The organism is Citrobacter sp. EC_71, assembly GCF_019584005.1.
GTDB lineage: Bacteria > Pseudomonadota > Gammaproteobacteria > Enterobacterales > Enterobacteriaceae > Citrobacter > Citrobacter werkmanii.
In genome coordinates, this window is record NZ_VDAY01000006.1 from 193,488 (window position 1) to 208,315 (window position 14,828).

Annotated in this window: 14 protein-coding genes; 3 read left to right on the plus strand and 11 right to left on the minus strand. The window is 53.1% G+C overall.

All coding sequences use genetic code 11. From position 1 onward, the window contains the following. Positions 1 to 76 precede the first annotated feature (76 nt). Complete coding sequence (mnmC, locus tag FHD02_RS08720) at positions 77 to 2,077, plus strand: bifunctional tRNA (5-methylaminomethyl-2-thiouridine)(34)-methyltransferase MnmD/FAD-dependent 5-carboxymethylaminomethyl-2-thiouridine(34) oxidoreductase MnmC (protein WP_220393809.1); 2,001 nt, start codon at positions 77 to 79, stop codon at positions 2,075 to 2,077. A gap of 123 nt (positions 2,078 to 2,200) precedes the next feature. Here the strand turns inward: mnmC and FHD02_RS08725 are convergent, their stop codons facing one another. From FHD02_RS08725 to prmB, 6 genes are read right to left on the minus strand one after another with little or no spacing between them, the layout of a single operon-like run. After that, positions 2,201 to 2,479: a YfcL family protein gene (locus tag FHD02_RS08725; RefSeq protein WP_042307051.1), complete on the minus strand. Its 279-nt coding sequence runs from the start codon at positions 2,477 to 2,479 to the stop codon at positions 2,201 to 2,203. Between the two features lie 32 nt (positions 2,480 to 2,511). After that, entirely contained in the window at positions 2,512 to 3,060 is a 549-nt protein-coding gene (locus FHD02_RS08730) for an elongation factor P hydroxylase (RefSeq protein WP_137371282.1), read from the minus strand. Further along, entirely contained in the window at positions 3,060 to 3,869 is an 810-nt protein-coding gene (locus FHD02_RS08735) for a sulfite exporter TauE/SafE family protein (protein ID WP_220393810.1), read from the minus strand. The genes FHD02_RS08730 and FHD02_RS08735 overlap by 1 nt, the downstream gene beginning before the upstream one ends. Beyond that, complete coding sequence (gene mepA, locus FHD02_RS08740; RefSeq protein WP_042307048.1) at positions 3,869 to 4,693, minus strand: penicillin-insensitive murein endopeptidase; 825 nt, start codon at positions 4,691 to 4,693, stop codon at positions 3,869 to 3,871. Before mepA ends, FHD02_RS08735 begins: the two co-directional genes overlap by 1 nt. A 3-nt stretch (positions 4,694 to 4,696) precedes the next feature. Then, complete coding sequence (gene aroC / locus FHD02_RS08745) at positions 4,697 to 5,782, minus strand: chorismate synthase (RefSeq protein WP_137360972.1); 1,086 nt, start codon at positions 5,780 to 5,782, stop codon at positions 4,697 to 4,699. 39 nt (positions 5,783 to 5,821) lie between these two features. After that, on the minus strand, positions 5,822 to 6,754 hold the full coding sequence (gene prmB, locus FHD02_RS08750; protein WP_220393811.1) for a 50S ribosomal protein L3 N(5)-glutamine methyltransferase: 933 nt from the start codon (positions 6,752 to 6,754) through the stop codon (positions 5,822 to 5,824). A 166-nt stretch (positions 6,755 to 6,920) separates the two neighbouring features. On the opposite strand from prmB, the gene smrB reads away from it, so the two are divergent. Continuing rightward, positions 6,921 to 7,472: an endonuclease SmrB gene (gene smrB, locus FHD02_RS08755; RefSeq protein WP_006683613.1), complete on the plus strand. Its 552-nt coding sequence runs from the start codon at positions 6,921 to 6,923 to the stop codon at positions 7,470 to 7,472. Between the two features lie 74 nt (positions 7,473 to 7,546). Here the strand turns inward: smrB and sixA are convergent, their stop codons facing one another. The 4 genes from sixA to FHD02_RS08775 all read right to left on the minus strand — a co-directional run bounded on the left by sixA (position 7,547) and on the right by FHD02_RS08775 (position 12,160). After that, complete coding sequence (gene sixA / locus FHD02_RS08760; protein ID WP_137350052.1) at positions 7,547 to 8,032, minus strand: phosphohistidine phosphatase SixA; 486 nt, start codon at positions 8,030 to 8,032, stop codon at positions 7,547 to 7,549. A 209-nt stretch (positions 8,033 to 8,241) separates the two neighbouring features. Beyond that, positions 8,242 to 10,389: a fatty acid oxidation complex subunit alpha FadJ gene (gene fadJ, locus FHD02_RS08765; RefSeq protein WP_220393812.1), complete on the minus strand. Its 2,148-nt coding sequence runs from the start codon at positions 10,387 to 10,389 to the stop codon at positions 8,242 to 8,244. Continuing rightward, complete coding sequence (fadI, locus tag FHD02_RS08770) at positions 10,389 to 11,699, minus strand: acetyl-CoA C-acyltransferase FadI (protein WP_137360975.1); 1,311 nt, start codon at positions 11,697 to 11,699, stop codon at positions 10,389 to 10,391. The genes fadJ and fadI overlap by 1 nt, the downstream gene beginning before the upstream one ends. A gap of 176 nt (positions 11,700 to 11,875) precedes the next feature. Next, positions 11,876 to 12,160 (minus strand): YfcZ/YiiS family protein, encoded by a 285-nt coding sequence (locus FHD02_RS08775; RefSeq protein ID WP_038642389.1) that lies wholly within the window; start codon positions 12,158 to 12,160, stop codon positions 11,876 to 11,878. Between the two features lie 371 nt (positions 12,161 to 12,531). Between FHD02_RS08775 and fadL the strand changes: the two genes are divergently transcribed. After that, entirely contained in the window at positions 12,532 to 13,815 is a 1,284-nt protein-coding gene (gene fadL / locus FHD02_RS08780) for a long-chain fatty acid transporter FadL (RefSeq protein WP_137360976.1), read from the plus strand. Positions 13,816 to 13,876: 61 nt separating this feature from the next. Here fadL and mlaA read toward each other — a convergent pair whose 3' ends face one another. Then, the gene (mlaA, locus tag FHD02_RS08785; protein ID WP_038642393.1) at positions 13,877 to 14,632 is read right to left on the minus strand and encodes a phospholipid-binding lipoprotein MlaA; all 756 of its coding nucleotides are present in this window, start codon (positions 14,630 to 14,632) and stop codon (positions 13,877 to 13,879) included. Between the last annotated feature and the right edge of the window lie 196 nt (positions 14,633 to 14,828).

Below are 14,828 nucleotides of genomic sequence, written 5' to 3' on the forward strand. Positions count from 1 at the left end.
CATTTAATGTGGAAATTTGCGCAGCCAGGCACTCATCGCTAAGATCGGGGCACAGCCTGCCAGACGAGTAACTTACGTGAAACAATACGCTATACAACCTGCCAACCTTGAATTCAACGCTGAGGGTACACCTGTTTCCCGAGATTTTGATGATGTCTATTTTTCCAATGATAACGGGCTGGAAGAGACACGTTACGTCTTCCTCGGCGGGAATCATCTCGCACAGCGATTCCCTGTGCATTCACGTCCCCTCTTCGTGGTGGCAGAAAGTGGGTTTGGCACCGGGCTTAACTTCCTGACTCTCTGGCAGGCATTCGCTGATTTTCGCGATACGCACCCTGACGCTACTCTGAAAAGATTACATTTCATCAGTTTTGAAAAATATCCGCTGACGCGTGAAGATTTAACTTTAGCCCATCAGCACTGGCCGGAGCTTGCCCCGTGGGCCACGGCGTTACAGGCGCAGTGGCCGCTGCCGCTGGCGGGATGCCATCGTCTGCTTCTTGATGATGGGCGCGTCACGTTGGATCTGTGGTTTGGCGATATTAACGAACTGACCAGCCAACTCGATGATTCCCTGAATCAAAAAGTGGACGCCTGGTTCCTGGACGGTTTCGCCCCGGCAAAAAATCCTGACATGTGGACGCCAACGTTGTTTAACGCGATGGCCCGACTGGCTCGCCCCGGCGGCACACTGGCTACCTTCACATCGGCAGGCTTTGTGCGACGGGGGTTGCAGGAAGCCGGATTTACGATGCAAAAATGCAAAGGCTTTGGTCGCAAACGCGAAATGCTTTGTGGCGCCATGGAACAGACTCTGGCACTCCCTTCATCGGCTCCATGGTTCACGCGCACGGGCACAGATAAGCGCGAAGCCGCTATTATTGGCGGGGGCATCGCCAGCGCATTGCTGTCGCTGGCGCTACTGCGCCGCGGCTGGCAGGTCACGCTCTATTGCGCAGACGCGAAACCAGCCGAAGGCGCATCAGGTAACCGTCAGGGCGCGCTCTATCCGTTACTCAGCAAGCATGACGCGGCCATTAATCTCTTTTTCCCCACCGCGTTTACCTTCGCCCGCCGCCTGTATGACGCCCTTCCGGTAGAGTTCGCGCATGACTGGTGCGGCGTGACGCAGCTCGCATGGGATGAAAAAAGTCAGCAGAAAATCACTCAAATGCTGTCTCTTGAACTGCCCGATGCGCTTGCCGTCGGCGTTGACGCAGAGCAGGTTTTACAGACCACCGGCGTCGAAACCGGGTGCGGCGGGATTCAGTATCCTGCCGGTGGATGGCTGTGCCCGGCGCAGTTAACCGCTGCCGTACTGGACTATGCCACAACCCTGGGATTACGCACCCGCTACCAACATACTCTGGCCTCACTTTCACGCCAGACAGCAGGCTGGCAATTGCAGTTTGCCTGTGGAGAAACCGCCACTCACGAAGCGGTGGTTCTGGCTAACGGCCATCGCATTAACCGCTTTGAGCTGACGCAGACGTTACCGGTCTATTCCGTTGGCGGCCAGGTGAGTCATATCCCCACCACGCCCGCGCTGTCAGCGCTACGCCAGGTGTTGTGCTACGACGGTTACCTCACGCCGCATAACCCGCAAAACCAGCAACACTGCATTGGTGCCAGCTATCATCGTGGGAGTGAAGAGACTGAGTATCGCGAGGAGGACCAGCAGCAAAATCGTCAGCGCTTAATCGACTGCTTCCCGCACGCCGCATGGGCAAAAGAGGTGGACGTCAGTGCGCATGCCGCCCGTTGCGGGGTCCGCTGCGCTACGCGCGATCACATCCCGATGGTGGGCAATGTCGCAGACTATGACGCCACGCTCAGCCAGTACGCCAGGCTTGCCGAAGACAAAGCGCACGCGGTAAGCGCCCCGGTTTATGCTGATTTATTTATGCTGGGGGCATTGGGTTCACGCGGGTTGTGTTCAGCCCCACTGTGTGCAGAAATTCTGGCCTCGCAAATGAGCGATGAACCTATTCCTATGGATGCCAATACGCTGGCGGCACTGAACCCGAATCGGTTGTGGGTCAGGAAGTTATTGAAGGGAAAAGCGGTGAAATAAGATACCCTCTCATCATTGCCTGATGCGCTGCGCTTATCAGGCCTACAAACTGAACCCGAATCGTCAGTCCACGTAGGCCGGATAAGACGCCTTAACGTCGCCATCCGGCACAATCCACTGCAATTATTGTTTTGTCGCCTTCTGGAACAGCATGTCCCACATCTCTTTCACTAACGCCTGATCACGCGGCGAAAGTTCGCCTGCGCTAATCGCTTTTTCCAGGCTGCTGGTCACATTGGCGTACAATGCCTCAGCGGAATGGTCCTCGCCAGCATCCAGCTCTGCTACGGCCAGCGTCAGGTGCCCACGCAAATAGCCACTGGCAAACAACTCATCATCGCTGGCGTGCTCTACCATATCGTCGATTAATGCCAGAATGCGTGATTCAAACTCCGCGATCATCTTCTTTCCTCATTGTAAACGTGGCGGCGGCTTCAGTTGAGCGCTTCGGGCCACGGGAATTGTTCCGCCTTAAGTTCAGGCGTGTGATAATAATTCTGTAACGCGTTAATAAAGCGCGCTGGACGCTCCGGGATCCCCTTTTCCAGATACTCCATCACCTGGGCATGCACACGACGCTGGAATACCACGCGATCCGGTTCAAAGTCTCCGTTCAGATTGTCGCAACTGACGTTAAACGGATAGCCCGCCGCCATGCAGAACAGCCAGTCAAACGCCTGCGGCTTCACTTCCACATCTTCAAACTGGCATTGCATGTTCGCGTCGCGTCCATCCGGGCAGTACCAGTAACCAAAGTCAACCAGCTCACGACGCGCTTTACCCGCAATACACCAGTGCGAAATTTCATGTAAGGCGCTGGCGTAATAACCATGCGCAAAAACGATACGGTGATACGGTACTTCCGCATCAGCAGGAAGATAGATCGGTTCGTCATCGCCTTTAATCAGACGGGTATTAAATTCATCGGCAAAGCAGCCGTTAAAAATCTCAATTAACTGTTCGTAGTGATGGGTGTTATTCATTAGTTCATCCCCAGCCAGTGGAGAATCTCCTGTCCATGATTATCGTAAAGTAGCTTGGCGCTCATTACGGCGGAGACAATAACGATCATAGGCCGAATGAGTTTTTGTCCTTTGCTGAGCACCAGTCGCGATCCCATCCGTGCGCCAATAAACTGGCCAATGAGCATCACAAACCCGGTCGCCCAAATCACTTTGCCGCCGAGGGCAAACAGCAACAACCCACCGATATTCGAGGTGGCATTTAATACTTTGGCGTGGGCCGTCGATTTCGCCAGGTTATATCCGCACAGCATGACAAAAGCCAGCGCGTAGAACGATCCCGCTGCCGGACCAAAAAAGCTATCGTAAAAACCAACGCAGCCTCCGGCCACCAGCGCGAAAGGCAAACCGTGCAGTCGACGCTGCCGGTCTTCTTCGCCCACTCTGGGCATCAACAGAAAGTAGAGGCCAATACAGATAACCAGCACCGGCAGGATCTGGCGTAATATGTCGGACTGCACATGCTGGACCAACAATGCGCCGCTCATTGAACCGACAAAGGTCATGAAGATGTTGAGCTTCTGATCCGCCAGATTAACCACGCCCCGGCGAATAAAATAGATCGAGGAAGAGATAGATCCCCCGCAGGCCTGCAGCTTATTGGTGGCCAGTGCTTGCGCGGGCGGCATTCCAGCCGCCATCAATGCCGGGATGGTGAGTAAACCGCCGCCCCCGGCCAGAGAGTCAATAAAACCTGCCAGCATTGCCACAAAAAAAAGCACACCCAACAGCAGTGGCGACACCATAAACAGAGAGACAAAATGATCCATTAGAGTACATGCTCATCCAGTAGCGCCTGGCAGGAAGGCGGCAACGGCGGCGGTGTCTTCTTCTCAGGCTTGGTGGTTCCAGGTTTAGGAGGTTCGAACCAGCTTTGCAGCTCTGCGCCACAGCCGTCACCCGGTGGGGGCAAAGGTTGATCTTCGCACTCCAGGCTGTCAGCAGGACAACGTAATCGTACGTGCATATGCGCACGATGCTGGAACCACGGTCGCACTTTACGCAACCAGTCCCTGTCGGTCCCTGCATCCAGACACAGCTGCTGCTTAATCGCCGGATTCACAAAAATACGCGTGACTTCATTATCTTTTGCCGCCAGCCTAATCAGGCTGAAAATCTCCGGCTTCCACAGCGACGGCACGACATGTTTGCCATCCCGTGAGACCAAATCTAACGCCTGAGGACGCAGCAATTGTGACTGGGTCCAGCGCGTTTTCGGCAACTGCAGGAAAATATCCACATCCAGTCCCGTCTGGTGGCTGGCATGACCGCCATTGAAACGCCCACCGGCCGGCATGCCCATATCGCCGATTAACACCGTGCCCAGCCCCAGATTATTCGCCTGATTACTCAGACGCTGGATAAACATCACCAGATCCGGATGACCAAAATAACGTCGCTGATCGGTGCGCATCACCTGATAGTGCTCAGACTGTACAGGCAGCGTATCGGCGCCAACAATACAACCATTGGAGAACGCGCCGATAGACTGCGCGCTGCCTGCCACCGGATGGGTAATTTTCTGCCAGGGCGTCGCCGCCAGGCAGGCGGTGCTGGCAAAAAGAGCCAGCGCCGCAAGTGCCATTTTGTTCATCTCTTACCAGCGTGGAATATCGGTCTTCACGTCCGCGTTTTGCGCCCGCTGACGCAGCAGGTGATCCATTAATACGATCGCCAGCATTGCCTCTGCGATCGGCACGGCGCGGATCCCAACACACGGATCGTGGCGTCCTTTGGTGATCATGTCGACTTCTTCGCCAAAGCGGTTAATCGTGCGTCCGGGAACGGTAATACTGGAGGTTGGTTTCAGCGCCATATGTGCAACGATTTGCTGCCCGCTGCTGATCCCCCCCAGAATGCCGCCCGCATGGTTACTCTGGAAACCGTCTTTGGTGATTTCATCACGGTTTTGGCTGCCGCGCAGCGCGACAACGTCAAACCCATCACCAATCTCTACGCCCTTAACGGCGTTAATGCTCATCAGCGCATGGGCAATGTCGGCATCCAGGCGATCAAATACAGGTTCACCGAGACCCGCAGGTACGCCGCTTGCCACCACGGTGACCTTTGCTCCGATGGAGTCGCCCTCTTTTTTCAGGCCGCGCATCAGTTCATCGAGCGCCTCGATTTTATCCGGATCCGGGCAAAAGAACGGGTTAAGCTCCACCTGAGACCAGTCTTTAATCTCCAGCGGGATATCGCCCATCTGCGTCAGACAGCCGCGAATTTCAACGCCGAACTTTTCCGCCAGATATTTTTTGGCAATCGCCCCAGCCGCCACGCGCATCGCTGTTTCACGTGCGGAAGAACGTCCGCCGCCACGGTAGTCGCGCAGGCCATATTTTTGCTCATAGGTATAGTCGGCGTGACCAGGACGAAAAACATCCTTAATCGCGCTGTAATCCTGTGAACGCTGATCGGTATTTTCGATCAGCAGACCAATGCTGGTACCGGTGGTCACGCCTTCGAACACACCAGAGAGGATTTTCACCTGATCCGGTTCACGGCGCTGCGTAGTGTAACGCGACGTCCCCGGGCGACGTCTGTCGAGATCGTGCTGCAGGTCAGTTTCTGTCAGAGAAATGCCCGGCGGAACACCATCGACAATACAACCGAGCGCCAGCCCGTGTGATTCGCCGAATGTGGTTACGCGAAAGAGTTGCCCAATTGTGTTTCCTGCCATCACGGCTCCGTTATGAGTGTTGTGTTTGTGCGCGTGTATTTAGTCTTTATAAATGCTGAAATGCTCGCGAGCAGCAACTAACTGTTCTTTGGTCAGCATGAATACACCGTCACCGCCGTTGTCAAACTCCAGCCAGGTGAACGGTACATCCGGATACTGCTCCATCAGATGTACCATGCTGTTTCCGACTTCACAAATCAGAATACCGTTATCTGCCAGGTAATCTGGAGCGTTCCCCAGAATGCGGCGAGTCAGTTTCAGCCCATCGCTACCGGACGCCAGACCCAGCTCAGGTTCATGACGATATTCGTTTGGCAGATCGGACATATCTTCCGCATCGACGTAGGGCGGGTTGGTCACAATCAGGTCATACTGCACTTTCAGCAGATCGCGGAACAGATCGGAGCGGATCGGCGTCACGTGATGGATCAGACCATGTTCCTCAATATTGTGTTCGGTCACCGCCAGCGCGTCAGTGGAAATATCCACCGCATCCACTTCGGCTTCCGGGAAAGCATACGCGCAGGCAATAGCGATGCAGCCGCTGCCGGTACACATATCAAGGATATGCTGCGGCTGCTCATTGATGAGGCCCGCAAAACGATTATTGATCAATTCGCCAATCGGTGAGCGTGGAACCAGCACGCGTTCATCAACATAAAACTCATGCCCGCAGAACCAGGCTTTATTGGTCAGATAAGCAACCGGGATACGCTCGTTGACGCGGCGAATCACGCGTTCAACAATACGATGGCGCTCGCTGGAGGTCAGACGCGCAGTGCGCATATCTTCAGGTATATCCAGCGGTAAATAGAGCGACGGCAGCACCAGCTGTACGGCCTCGTCCCATGGGTTATCCGTGCCATGGCCATACCAGATGTTCGCCGCGCTAAAACGGCTGACCACCCAACGCAACATGTCCTGAATGGTATGCAGTTCACTCACTGCTTCATCGACGAAAATTTTATCCACGTATTCCTCCAGGGCATGCTCGTATTAATTTCGGCGGCTAGTTTGCCACGAAGACGGCGATAAATCAGCATCCACACCGGGCCTGAACGCGAAAATTGCGTTTTAAGCGATCGGATGCCCGTCGAGTCGGGTTAAACTAACGGAAAATAAAAGATGAGACTCTCGAATGAAAAAGAAAACATCGCTCAGCGAGGAGGATCAGACGCTGTTTCGCCAGCTGATGACCGGCACGCGTAAAATTAAGCAAGACACTATTGTTCACCGACCGCTACGTAAAAAAATCACCGAGGTCCCGGTTAAAAGGCTGTTGCAGGAACAGGCTGATGCCAGCCACTATTTTTCTGACGAATTTCAGCCGTTGCTGAACACGGACGGCCCGGTGAGATATCTGCGTGCTGACGTCAGCCATTTCGAACTGAAGAAAATGCGTCGTGGCGACTACTCCCCGGAGCTATTTCTCGATTTGCACGGACTGACCCAGCAACAGGCCAAACAGGAACTAGGCGCGCTAATCGCCGCCTGTCGTCGTGAGCACGTATTTTGCGCCTGCGTTATGCATGGCCACGGAAAGCATATTCTTAAACAGCAAACGCCTCTCTGGCTGGCACAGCATCCGCACGTGATGGCCTTTCATCAGGCGCCGAAAGAGTATGGGGGCGACGCCGCGCTGCTGGTGCTGATTGAAGTGGAAGAGTGGCTGCCGCCAGAACTTCCCTGATGCAGAAAAACAGAAAGAGCCGCGTTTGCGGCTCTTTTATTTTCCGGATGGTGGTTGTGCCTTATCCGGCCTACTTATATCGCTTTCGCCATTTTGAGGTTACACGGGCTCATCTGCCAGTTGAAAACCCCTTTTCCGCTTTCATCAAGCGTTACGCTGGCAATCGCTGACGTGGTAAACATCGGCGGAGTTTCGCCTGGGCAAAGCTCAGACACCAGATACCCCACTAAAGGCAAGTGAGAGATCACCAGCGCCGTGGCGATACCTTCATTGGCCAGAGCCTGTAAATAGGCGCTGACCAGACCGACATCGCCGCAGGGAGTCAGCTCCGGCAAAACATCCACGTCGGTTGGCAGGTTCATGCATTCCCCCACCACATCCAGCGTTTGTTCGGCTCGCAGGAACGGGCTCACCAGAACGCGTTCGATATCCACTTTTTGACCTTTCAGCCAGTTCGCCATCAGGCGAGATTCGTCACAACCACAAGAGGTTAAAGGACGAACCGAATCACTGGCGGCATCGAGGGCCGCGTCGCCGTGACGCATGATAAAAACTTGCATATTGCACCGCTTTTGTTAACCAGAATCACCAACACCAGTTAGTCACAGCCCCTATTGACCGTGGTAACGATATGGTGGCCGGCATTGTGCCTTATCCATTCACCGAATGAAACGCTGTTTTTTACCTCAACGGCGTAAGTATAGTCAATCTCTGTTTACATTTTGAGCATGAGCCATACATTCAGTGCGGATTCATCCTACCTTTGACCTCATGAATTCAGGTCAGTTTCCCTACTATTCCAGAATCTTTCACCACGTTCCGCCATCAGCAATAACTGCTCACACGGCGTAAACCGCGTGCCATATTGTGTTGATAGCCGTTGCAGAGCCGCAACTACTTCACCCGCGCCGAGAGAATCCATATACCGGAACGGGCCGCCGAGGAATGGCGGAAAACCAATACCAAATACAGCGCCGATGTCGCCATCACGCGCGCTGCGGACGACCTTCTCGTCGAAGCAGCGTGCTGCTTCATTGAGCATTAACATGACACACCGCTCAGCAATTTGCGTGGCGGTGAGTCGGGCCTGGCCCTGAGCGCCTATAAGCGTATAAATTGCAGGGTCGACCTGTTTTTTGCTTTTACGCCCTTTCGCCCCATAAAGATAGAAACCACGACCATTTTTTCTACCTTTGCGATCGTCATTCAAAATTGAAGCAACAACATTTGCAGGCGCGCTAAAACGTTCTCCATACGCGGCCTCAAGCACAGGTATAATTTTAGTGCCCGTATCAATTCCGACCTCATCCAAAAGTTGGATTGGCCCAACCGGAAAACCAAACTTAACCAGCGCGGCGTCAATGACTTCAACCCGCTCACCTTCGGTTAACAGGCGTATAGCTTCATTGATGTAAGGCGCTAAAATGCGGTTAACGTAAAACCCGGCCTTATCTCTGACGACTATCGGTGTTTTACCCTGTTTTTTCGCCAACTTGACGGTTGTTGCAATAGTTTGCTCAGAGGTCGTAGCATGCGGAATGACCTCAACCAGCGGCATTTTTTCAACCGGGCTAAAAAAGTGCAAACCAATCACTTGTTCAGGTCTGGCAGCCTTAGCCGCAATATCACTAATCGGTAAAGATGAGGTGTTGGAAGCAAAAATAGTGTGAGGTGCGCAATTTTGTTCAACTTCTGCCACCATCTGTTGTTTTAACGCCAGATCTTCGAACACGGCTTCAATCACCAGATCACGATGCGCAAAACCGCGATAATCGGTAGATCCCGAGATTAACGCCAGCTGTTTATCGCGCTCGCTGGCTTTGATATGACGGCGACGAACCTTCGTTTCAAGCTGCTCCCAGCTGTACTTCAGCGCATGGTTGATTCCCTTAGCATTTATATCTTTGATACGCACAGGCAAGCCGCCTTTACAGGCCGTCACATAGGCAATACCGCCGCCCATCAGACCGCCACCCAAAATACCTACGCTATTTAGCGGGCCTGGTTTCGCATCACTTCCGGGATCTTTTTTCACATCGGTGTTGGCAAAAAAGATGTGCCGTAGCGCCTGAGACTGGGATGTCATCGCCAGTTCACCAAACGCGCGGGCCTCAGCGTCGTAACCGCTGCTGCTGCCTTGCGCTAGCCCGGTTTCGATGACTTCAAGGATACGTTCTGTTGCAGGGTAGTTACCTTGCGTTTTTTGCGCCGTCTTTTTACTGGCCATGCGGAACAACAGCGCTCGCCCCAGTGGCCCCGCCAACACCCGCTCTCTCACTGGCAGCGTTCGGTGCGCAGAACTGTCCTTTTTAGCCAGTTCAACGGCCGCTTCTAGCAAAATGGAATGCGGTACAACTTCATCCACTAAACCAACTTTCAGCGCCTGTTTTGCGCGTAATTGTTTTCCGGTGAGGATCATATCCAGTGCGGTACTGACGCCAATCAGGCGTGGTAAGCGTTGCGTGCCGCCGGAGCCGGGCAACAGGCCAAGCTGGACTTCCGGCAAACCCAGTACGGTTTTAGCATCATCCGTACAAATACGGTTATGGCAGGCCAACGCCATCTCCAGGCCACCGCCCAGACACGCGCCATGAATCGCGGCGATAACCGGGATCGGTAACGCGTGAATTTCTGCCATAATCTGCTGACCCTGGCGGGCCAGCGTTTCGGCTTCCTGCGCACTGCGGCAGCTACCAATCATGTTTATATCGGCTCCGGCGATAAAGTTATCGGGTTTCGCCGAAATAAACACCACACCGCGCAGTGCTTTGTTATCGCGAATTTGTTTCAGGATGGCCCTAACCTGAGAAGCAAACTCCGCTTTCAGGGTATTCATTTTCTCTCCGGGCACATCAATGGTGACAACAGCGACGTTATCCAGACGCACGTTTAGCGTAAAAGCCGATGTCATTTCCATTATTCTGCCTCCAGAACCATTGCCGCACCCAGGCCACCTGCCGCACAGGCAGTCACTAAGCCAAAACCGCCGCCACGACGGCGTAATTCATTGAGGGTTTGCGTAATCATTCGCGCACCGGTGGCGGCGAAGGGGTGTCCATAGGCAATCGATCCGCCCAGCACGTTAAATTTACTGTCATCAACCTCGCCAGTGGCATGTGCCCTACCCAACACTTCGCGGGCAAAACGTTCGCTGCCCAGCAACTGAAGATTCGCCAGCGTTTGTGCGGCAAAGGCTTCATGCATATCGATCAAGGTTAAATCCGCCATCGTCAGTCCAGCTCGCTCCAGCGCAAGCGGCGTTGACCACGCCGGACCCAGCAGCATGTCCTGCCAGACATCAATTGCGGTGAAAGCATAACTGCGTAAATACCCCAGCGGCACCAGTCCCAGCTCTTTAGCACGTGATTCCGTCATCAGTATCACGGCGGCTGCGCCGTCTGTCAGCGGGGTACTGTTTGCCGCAGTGACGGTACCGTGCTTTCTGTCAAACGCCGGACGCAGTTTGGCGTAATCGGCCAGCGTAGAGTTGCCGCGAATGTTGTTATCTTCGGAAAGAGGATCTTTAAACGGTGGCGCGTAGGTGGTCATCACCTCATTGGCGAGCTTTCCTTCAGCCCATGCCTGAGCGGCACGTTGGTGCGAACGATGCGCCAGGGCATCCTGCTGCTCGCGAGTAATGCCATAGGTTTTCGCCATCTGCTCGGCCGTATCCCCCATGCGCAAGCCGGTGGAATATTCAGCGACGGCTGGCGGCACAGGCATCAGGTCACGTAAACGCAGCCGGGAAAACAGTTTCAGGCGTTGCCCTGTCGTGCGGGCTTTATTGACATCCACCAGCACACGCGCCAGCTTTTTGCTGACGCCAATCGGCAGGACTGACGACGAGTCCGCCCCGCCGGCAATTCCGGCGCGAATCGTTCCCGCCATCAGGCTTTCCGCGACATTCGCCACTGCCTGGAAACTGGTGGCGCAGGCTCGGCTTACGCTGTAGGCGTCCGTGTGCACATTCATACCGGTTCCCAGCACGATTTCACGAGCAATATTGGGGGCTTCAGGCATTTGTACAACCTGGCCAAAGACCAGTTGCTCGATCACATCAGCGGGTATTTCGCTACGCGCCAGCAGTTCGCCAACAACCATTTTCCCCAGATCTACGGCGGGAATGCCATGAAATGCGGTTGCCTGACGGGCAAATGGCGTACGCAATCCGCTTACAATGGCGATGCGATCGCCCTGGCGGGTAACCAGCGGTAAAGCCTGACTCATAACACTCCCCTGTAAAAAATAAAAATAAGTGGTCTGACCTGATCACAGTCTTAACCAATTTTTTACATTTAGCCAAGCGGAGAGAAAAGAAAGTGGGAGCTAAGACACAGTGAATAATCACTGACTGTTACGAAAATGCCCTTGCCACCAGGTAGCAAGGGCATAAATAGAAGGGATTAACGCAGGCCCAGCTGGAAAATCAGCGTTTCTGCTTCACAAGCAAAAACAAAGTCAATATCCAGACGCACACCATCTGACTCTTCAGTAAAAGTAGAGGTGATTTGGCAAGGCTCAGATTCCACGCCACGCGCCTTTTCAGTCAGAGCGGCCAGCGTTTCTTCTGCCTCTGCGCGATTCGCGAACACACGGCTGTATGACGCGGTGCAATCGGAGTTGTCCATGATGGTGCCAACATCCATACAGCAGCAAACCGGGGTTTCATCAGCACTGCATTTACTCATTGTAGATTTCCTCTGTATTCGCACCTGAGGTGCCAGATAAACGATGGGGATATTTTACGCTCCCCTCTTTCGCCTCTCCAGTCGTTAATTGTATGAAATGCGATAAGTGACCGAAATCACACTTAAAAATGATCTAAAACAAAAATCACCCAAACAGGTGAGTGCGCATACCCGCAATTTTGCCAGCTGGATCGCGTTTCCGAGATCAGAATTGAAAATATTTATAAACATACTTGCAACATTTTAGCTGGTCAGACCTATACTCTCGGCACTGGTCTGATTTCTATGTCGTACCTCAGACCCTACACTTCGCGCTCCTGTTACGGTATGTAACATTGTTTGTATAAAAATAAATCTATGAGGTTATGGTCATGAGCCAGAAAACCCTGTTTACAAAGTCTGCTCTCGCAGTCGCAGTGGCAATTATCTCCACACAGGCCTGGTCTGCAGGCTTTCAGTTAAACGAATTTTCTTCCTCTGGCCTTGGCCGGGCATATTCGGGTGAAGGCGCTATTGCAGATGATGCAGGTAACGCCAGTCGTAACCCGGCACTGATTATGATGTTTGATCGCCCCACTTTTTCTGCGGGTGCAGTGTATATCGATCCAGACGTGAATATTTCCGGTAAATCGCCATTCACCGGACGTAGCACCGACGCAGATAACATCGCCCCGACGGCGTGGGTTCCCAACGCCCACTTCGTGATGCCTATCAACGAACAGTTTGGTTGGGGGGCATCTGTCACCTCTAACTATGGTCTGGCGACCGAGTTTAATGACAGCTATATCGTCGGTGAATACGGTGGGAAGACTGACCTTAAAACAGTCAACCTTAACCTGAGCGGTGCCTACCGTCTGAATGACAGCTGGAGCTTTGGTGTTGGTTTTAATGCCGTCTACGCCGATGCAAAAATTGAACGTTATTCCGGTGAAATGACTGCGGGATTACCGAAAGTCAGCAACAAAATTGCCAGCCTGAAGGGTGACGAATGGGGCTACGGCTGGAACGCCGGTATTTTGTACGAGCTGGATAAAGATAACCGTTGGGGCTTAACGTACCGCTCTGAAGTTAAAATCGATTTCGACGGCGATTATAAGAGCGGACTGAGCAGTCTGGTCAACGGTTCACCGCAAGCTGGTATTGATTTCCCATGGGGAACCAACAACACCACGGTTCCAGGTTCATTGACGCTTAACTTGCCGGAAATGTGGGAACTGTCGGGTTACAACCGCGTAGCTCCGCAGTGGGCAATCCACTACAGTATCGCTTACACCAGTTGGAGCCAGTTCCAGGAGTTAAAAGCCACCGGTACTAACGGACAAACCCTGTTCTATAAAGAAGAAGGTTTCCGAGATTCTTACCGTCTGGCGTTGGGTACAACCTACTATATGGATAAAAACTGGACCTTCCGTACCGGTATCGCCTATGACGACAGCCCGGTTCCAGCAAACAAACGCTCCATTTCCATACCAGATCAGGACCGTCTGTGGCTAAGCGCAGGTACTACTTATGCCTTTAACGAAGATGCTTCTATCGACGTCGGCGTATCTTACATGCACGGGCAGAACGTGACCGTCAAAGAAGGCCCGTATTATACTTTCGACTCTGAAGGTAAAGCCTGGCTGTTCGGAACCAACTTCAACTACGCGTTCTGATTTTCTTCCGACGTAAAAAAGGTGAGCTTTTTTAGCTCACCTTTTTATTTGCACCAATTCCTTACTCGGAATCGATATCTTTTAAATCATCCTGAATGGCTTTCGCGTTCGGGTTTTCTTCTGGTTTAAGTTTCCCGCCGTTCGCGATGAAGTCATGACGCTGGAAGTAGGCTTCACGTACCATGATGTAAGGGTCGGAAGACTGACGCAGCAGACCGTCGGAATCAAGCAGCTGTGCGCGGGTTTCAATCCCTTCAACGGTCCATTTACCTATCGACAACGGCCAGGTCAGCCAGGACAATACCGGATACAACGTATCCACCATATCGCCACCATCATCGCGCAACGTGAAGCTACCGTAGAACGGAAGCTGCATATACGGTCCGTAACCCACGTCATAGTGGCCTAATGTACTGCCAAAGCGGTGTGGTTCAACGCGCTGTAGCTTCGGATTCGCCATCCCCGCCACATCGATAAATCCGCCCATCCCCAACAGGGTGTTCAGGAAGAAACGGGTAAAATGCACCATCCCCTGATAAGGATCACCTTGCAGGAAATAGTTGACCATGACGGCCGGCTCTTCAAGGTTGCCCGTAAAGTTGCTTAAACCATTACGCGCCGGCTGCGGGACATAATCACGCCAGGCTACTGCTACCGGTCGAACAACATAGGGATCTAAAACATTAAAGTTAAAGTTGTACATAGTGCGGTTGAACCCTTCAAATGGATCCGAACGCCCCTGCTGTTCAGTACCGGAGCTCGCACACCCCACCAAAAGTGTGGTTCCCAGCGCAAGCGCCGACAGGCGAAGCTTCATAAGTGTCTCCCTGTGTAATATGGCTATCGCTGATTGCCATCCATGACGGAACGATGACGTATCCGCCTGTTAAGATGTGAGCGATTGTAACAGCACGTCAAACGATGTCTATATACCCGGTCTTACTGATTTGATCATAGCCTGGTAATGCACACTACGCGGCGGTTCTATTTTAGCTAACCCGATAAAAACAAAC

Coding starts and splice junctions, on each gene's coding strand:
- fadL (WP_137360976.1), top strand. CDS start 12,532: ATGAGCCAGAAAACCCTGTTTACAAAGTCTGCTCTCGCAGTCGCAGTG.
- FHD02_RS08775 (WP_038642389.1), bottom strand. CDS start 12,160: ATGAGTAAATGCAGTGCTGATGAAACCCCGGTTTGCTGCTGTATGGAT.
- mepA (WP_042307048.1), bottom strand. CDS start 4,693: ATGAACAAAATGGCACTTGCGGCGCTGGCTCTTTTTGCCAGCACCGCC.
- mlaA (WP_038642393.1), bottom strand. CDS start 14,632: ATGAAGCTTCGCCTGTCGGCGCTTGCGCTGGGAACCACACTTTTGGTG.
- sixA (WP_137350052.1), bottom strand. CDS start 8,032: ATGCAAGTTTTTATCATGCGTCACGGCGACGCGGCCCTCGATGCCGCC.
- FHD02_RS08725 (WP_042307051.1), bottom strand. CDS start 2,479: ATGATCGCGGAGTTTGAATCACGCATTCTGGCATTAATCGACGATATG.
- smrB (WP_006683613.1), top strand. CDS start 6,921: ATGAAAAAGAAAACATCGCTCAGCGAGGAGGATCAGACGCTGTTTCGC.
- aroC (WP_137360972.1), bottom strand. CDS start 5,782: ATGGCAGGAAACACAATTGGGCAACTCTTTCGCGTAACCACATTCGGC.
- fadI (WP_137360975.1), bottom strand. CDS start 11,699: ATGAGTCAGGCTTTACCGCTGGTTACCCGCCAGGGCGATCGCATCGCC.
- fadJ (WP_220393812.1), bottom strand. CDS start 10,389: ATGGAAATGACATCGGCTTTTACGCTAAACGTGCGTCTGGATAACGTC.
- FHD02_RS08730 (WP_137371282.1), bottom strand. CDS start 3,060: ATGAATAACACCCATCACTACGAACAGTTAATTGAGATTTTTAACGGC.
- FHD02_RS08735 (WP_220393810.1), bottom strand. CDS start 3,869: ATGGATCATTTTGTCTCTCTGTTTATGGTGTCGCCACTGCTGTTGGGT.